Origin of the sequence: uncultured Capnocytophaga sp. (assembly GCF_937936315.1) — a bacterium.
GTDB lineage: Bacteria > Bacteroidota > Bacteroidia > Flavobacteriales > Flavobacteriaceae > Capnocytophaga.
On the sequence record NZ_CALGWU010000051.1, the window covers coordinates 1 to 5409 of the forward strand.

Annotated in this window: 1 pseudogene; it reads left to right on the forward strand. The window is 34.9% G+C overall.

Features of this window, described 5'->3' with window-relative positions:
• Positions 1-339: 339 nt before the first annotated feature.
• Positions 340-4692: pseudogene (gene cas9, locus Q0162_RS09525) on the forward strand (type II CRISPR RNA-guided endonuclease Cas9).
• The last annotated feature ends 717 nt before the right edge of the window (positions 4693-5409 follow it).

Here is a 5409-nt window from a genome sequence, read left to right on the forward strand (position 1 = left end):
ATGTCGCCGCCTTCTTATAAAGAGCAATTCTGATAAAGAGTTGCTCTTTTTTATTATATCATCATTTCATAAAATCTCTCACAGTTCCTCCCCAATCAGCCTTGTCTGCCTTGTCTTCCTCGTCCTATTCTCTCCGAGGCTCTCCTAGATTCTCAATTTTCCAAAAAAAAGAACCCTATCACTAGGATAGGGCTCCTTTAAATGTTTTCACAACGGAATAATCCTTATTGTGAATTGCTTTCAAATTGTGCGACAAAAGTAGGTATTATATTTTTAATGTACAAATATTTTAGTATAAAAAAAATCATTATATTTGTCCTTTCTTAAAACATTATACCAATGAAACACATATTAGGCTTAGATTTAGGCTCAAACTCTATCGGTTGGGCTTTTGTACAACAAGATTTTGAAAACAAACAAGGAAAAATTATGGCTGCTGGTAGTAGGATTATCCCTATGGATCAGGGTATATTAGGCGATTTTGAGAAAGGAAATACAGTTTCTCAAACTGCCGAAAGAACTACTTATCGCAGTATGCGTCGCCTGAGAGAACGGCATTTACTTCGCCGTGAGCGACTTCATAGAGTACTTCACATATTAGGTTTTTTACCTCCTCACTATGATGCTCAAATAGACTTTACCAAAAGATATGGTAAATTTATAGATAATGCTGAACCCAAAATAGCTTATAACAATGGGAATTTTATCTTTACAAATAGTTTCAATGAGATGATTGAGGATTTCAAAAAACACCAACCTCAGTTATTCTATAAAAAATCTAATGGCGAAGAGAGTAAAATCCCTTATGATTGGACAATTTATTACCTGCGTAAAAAAGCACTTTCACAAAAGATTACCCAACAAGAATTGGCTTGGCTTATTCTTCACTTCAATCAAAAAAGAGGGTACTACCAGTTGCGCGGCGAAGAAGAAACTGAAAGCCCTAACAAAGAAGTTGCTTTTCACTCTTTAAAAGTTGTAGAGGTAGAGGCTGAAGCTCCTAATAAAAAAGGTGAGATTTGGTATACAATCCGTTTAGAAAATGGTTGGATATACCGTCGTACAAGTAAAATCCCTTTGGACGATTGGAAGGGAAAAACACGTGATTTTATCGTTACTACCGACCTTAATGATGATGGCACTATTAAAGTAGACAAAGAGGGTAAAGAAAAACGTTCCTTTAGAGCTCCTGAAGAAAACGACTGGAACTTGCTCAAAAAGAAAACAGAACACGATATTGATTTTTCTGGAAAAACTGTAGGTGCTTATATCTACGATCATTTGTTGCAAGACCCCAATCAGAAGATTAAAGGTAAATTAGTTCGTACGATTGAACGAAAATACTATAAAAATGAATTAAAAGCTATTTTAACCAAACAAATAGCACTTCAACCAGAATTGTTTACCAAAAACCTATTAGCGGACTGTATAAGAGAATTATACCGCAAAAACGAGACGCAACAACAAAATCTATTATCAAAAGATTTCCTTCATCTGTTTGTAGAAGATATCATTTTCTACCAACGCCCGTTGCGCAGCAAAAAATCTACTATTGCCAATTGTACCTTAGAAAAGCGTTCGTATATAGATAAGGAAACTAATGAGCGCAAAGATGCTCCTATAAAAGTATGTGCCAAATCTAATCCTTACTACCAAGAATTTAGAGTGCTGCAATGGCTGCAAAACTTGCGAATTTATGAAATAGAAACCGACCGTGAGGTAACTGCTCAGTTTATTGAAACACCCCAAGACTATGAGGCTCTCTTCAACTTCTTGATGTCTCAAAAAGAAATAGATAATGAAAGTTTACTGAAATACTTTTTACATGCAAAAAATCCTCAAATTAAAGACAAAGCAGCTAAAAGCGAGCTTAAAAAATGGCTCACTACTTATCGTTGGAACTATGTGTATGATGTGGCAGATAACTCCTCCAAAAAATACCCTATGAATGAAACAGGTTATGACCTTCAGCGGTATTTGCAGAAAGTAGAAGGACTCCCAGCCAACTTTCTAACCTTTGATACAACATATCGATTGTGGCATTTGTTATATTCGGTGAAAGACAAAGTTGAATTTGAAAAAGCATTAAAGAGATTTGCTAAAAAGAAACAATTAAACGAAACATCCTTCATAGAAAGTTTTAAAAACTTCAAACCCTATCCTAATGAATATGGTAGCTTTTCTGAAAAAGCAATTAAAAAATTACTCCCTCTGATGCGATTTGGCAATCATTGGGACTTTAATCGTATTGATGTATCTACTCAAAAACGTATAGACGACCTTATCAATGGAGTGGCGAATGAGGATATCCGTACCATCATTAGAGAAAAAACAGAGAAGTATCAGCTCAATAGTGAGAGCTGCTTTCAAGGATTACCGCTTTGGTTAGCACAGTATGTAGTCTATAACCGTCACGCCGAAGCTACCGATATAGAAAAATGGACTTCAGTGAGTGATTTAGAAGTATATTTAGAAGATTTCAAGCAACATTCACTGAGAAATCCTATAGTAGAGCAAGTAGTTACCGAAACTTTACGCGTAGTAAGAGATATTTGGCAACAATACGGTGGGGGACAAGCGAATTTCTTTGATGAAATACATATAGAACTGGGTAGAGAACTCAAAAAAACAGCTGAAGAAAGAAAACAACTTTCTAATAGAAATCAAGAGAATGAAAATACCAACCTACGTATTAAGAAATTGCTTGCCGAATTAAAAGAAGATGCAAGCATACAGAACGTACGCCCCTATTCGCCTATACAGCAAGAACTGCTTAAAATCTATGAAGAAGGTGTATTCAGTAGTACAGATGAAATAGACGAAGAAATTCAAAAAATTCGCAAAAAAGCTGAACCTACCACCCCTGAGATACAACGCTACAAGCTCTGGTTAGAACAAAAGTATAAATCGCCTTATACGGGAGAGGTGATTTCACTCACAAAGCTATTTACCGAGGAGTATGAAATAGAACATATTATTCCACAAAGCCGTTATTACGACGATAGTTTATCCAATAAGGTAATATGCGAATCAGCTGTAAATAAGCTAAAAACAAATCTATTAGGATTGGAATTTATCCAGAATCACCACGGTGAGAAAGTGCGCATAACAGCTAATAAAGAAGTTACTATCTTCACAGAAGAACAATACAAAGAGTTTGTGAAGAAACATTACGCTAATAATTTAGCCAAACAACAAAAACTTCTTTTGAATGAAATACCTGAAAAAATGGTGGCTCGCCAGCTGAATGACACTCGTTACATCAGCAAGTATATTTCTGAAATACTTTCTAAAATAGTGCGTTCAGATGAAAAAGATGAAGGTGTAAACTCTAAAAATGTAATACCTTGTACAGGTAAAATCACTACTGCCCTCAAGCAGGATTGGGGACTTAATGACGTGTGGAACGAGCTTATACTTCCTCGTTTTGAGCGAATGAACCAACTTACCCAAACACAGCTTTTTACCTCATATAACGACAGACTTCAAAAAAATCTTCCTACGGTTCCAATAGAGTACAGCCAAGGTTTCCAAAAGAAACGCATAGACCACCGTCATCACGCTATGGATGCCTTAGTGATTGCTTGTGCCACGAGAGAGCATATTAATTATATGAATAACCAACACGCATTGGATAAGAGTAAGGATAAAAAAGAAAAACAACAATCTCGCATAGACCTTCGCACCATCCTCTGTGAGAAAAAGAATAATAACTGGCAGTTCAAGAAACCTTGGGCTACATTCACTCAAGAAGCCAAAGAATCCCTCGAACATATAGTAGTGAGTTTCAAACAAAACCTAAGAGTGATTAATAAAGCTACCAACTATTATGAAAAATGGGAAGAGAAAAATGGTGTACTTGTAAAAAAGAAAGTAAAACAAGAAGGAACTAATTGGGCTATCAGAAAGCCTTTACATAAAGAAACTGTTTCAGGTAAAATTGTTTTGGATAGAAAAATAGGTAAAGATAAAATACTTACAGCTACCCGAAAAACAGTAGACATTACCTTTACTGAAAAGATCATCAGTAGTATTACCGATACGGGCATTCAGAAAATATTGCTCAACTATCTGAAATATAAAGGAAGTCCAGAAGTAGCTTTTTCAGCAGAAGGATTAGAAGAACTCAACAAAAATATCGCTCAATATAACGATGGCAAAAAACATCAACCTATCTATAAAGTCCGTATTTTTGAGGAAGGAAGTAAATTTCCACTCGGAGAAATAGGTGCTAAAGCTACCAAATTTGTAGAAGCCGCCAAAGGAACAAACCTCTTTTTTGGAGTATATCAAGGCAAAGAAAAACGCTCGTATGCAACTATCCCTTTCAACAAAGTAATTGAACGACAAAAATAAGGACTTCCTTCTGTCCCTGAGCGTAATGAAAAAGGAGAACCACTATTATTTATCCTTTCGCCTAACGATTTGGTATATGTGCCTATGGAAGGAGAAATCGCAGAGACAATAGATTTCAATAACCTTAGCAAAGAACAGAAAGAAAGAATTTATAAAACAGTGAGTTTTACAGGAAATCAGTGTTTTTTTGTACAAGAAGCAGTGGCATCTCCTATTGTAAATAAAATGGAGTATTCACCATTGAATAAAATGGAGAGAAGTATAGTAGGAATAATGATAAAAGAAGTCTGTATCAAACTAAAAGTAGACCGCCTAGGAAACATTACCAAAGCATAAAAGTCTTTTTTAAGAAGAATAGAAAAGTAAAACCTCCTCTTTTATCTTATAAACAAAGATAAAAGAAGAGGTTTTTTCAGTACTGTTTTTAATCAAAACCGATTGATACTAAAACCTTTAAAAGATTGAGGTTGTTATCAATCACAAAACTACAAAATTTGAAAGCAATTCATAACGGAGTTTTATACGGCTTTACGGCTTGTTTGGTTGTTATCAATCACAAAACTACAAAATTTGAAAGCAATTCACAACCTCGTCTCTGTGAATGTGTATCTGCAGGGGGTTGTTATCAATCGCAAAACTACAAAATTTGAAAGCAATTCACAACGCGTAATCATCAGCACTCTTGCCATACACTGTTGTTATCAATCACAAAACTACAAAATTTGAAAGCAATTCACAACAAACAAGACTAATTGCTGTCCCGCCTGTTCGTTGTTATCAATCACAAAACTACAAAATTTGAAAGCAATTCACAACTATCCAGTAAATGATGAAAGAGAAATTATAGTTGTTATCAATCACAAAACTACAAAATTTGAAAGCAATTCACAACTATGTTACAAGTAGATTCATTTAAATTGTTGTTGTTATCAATCACAAAACTACAAAATTTGAAAGCAATTCACAACACTGGTTTTTACAACGGCATCTTTTCTACTGTTGTTATCAATCACAAAACTACAAAATTTGAAAGCAATTCACAACCAGACGAGG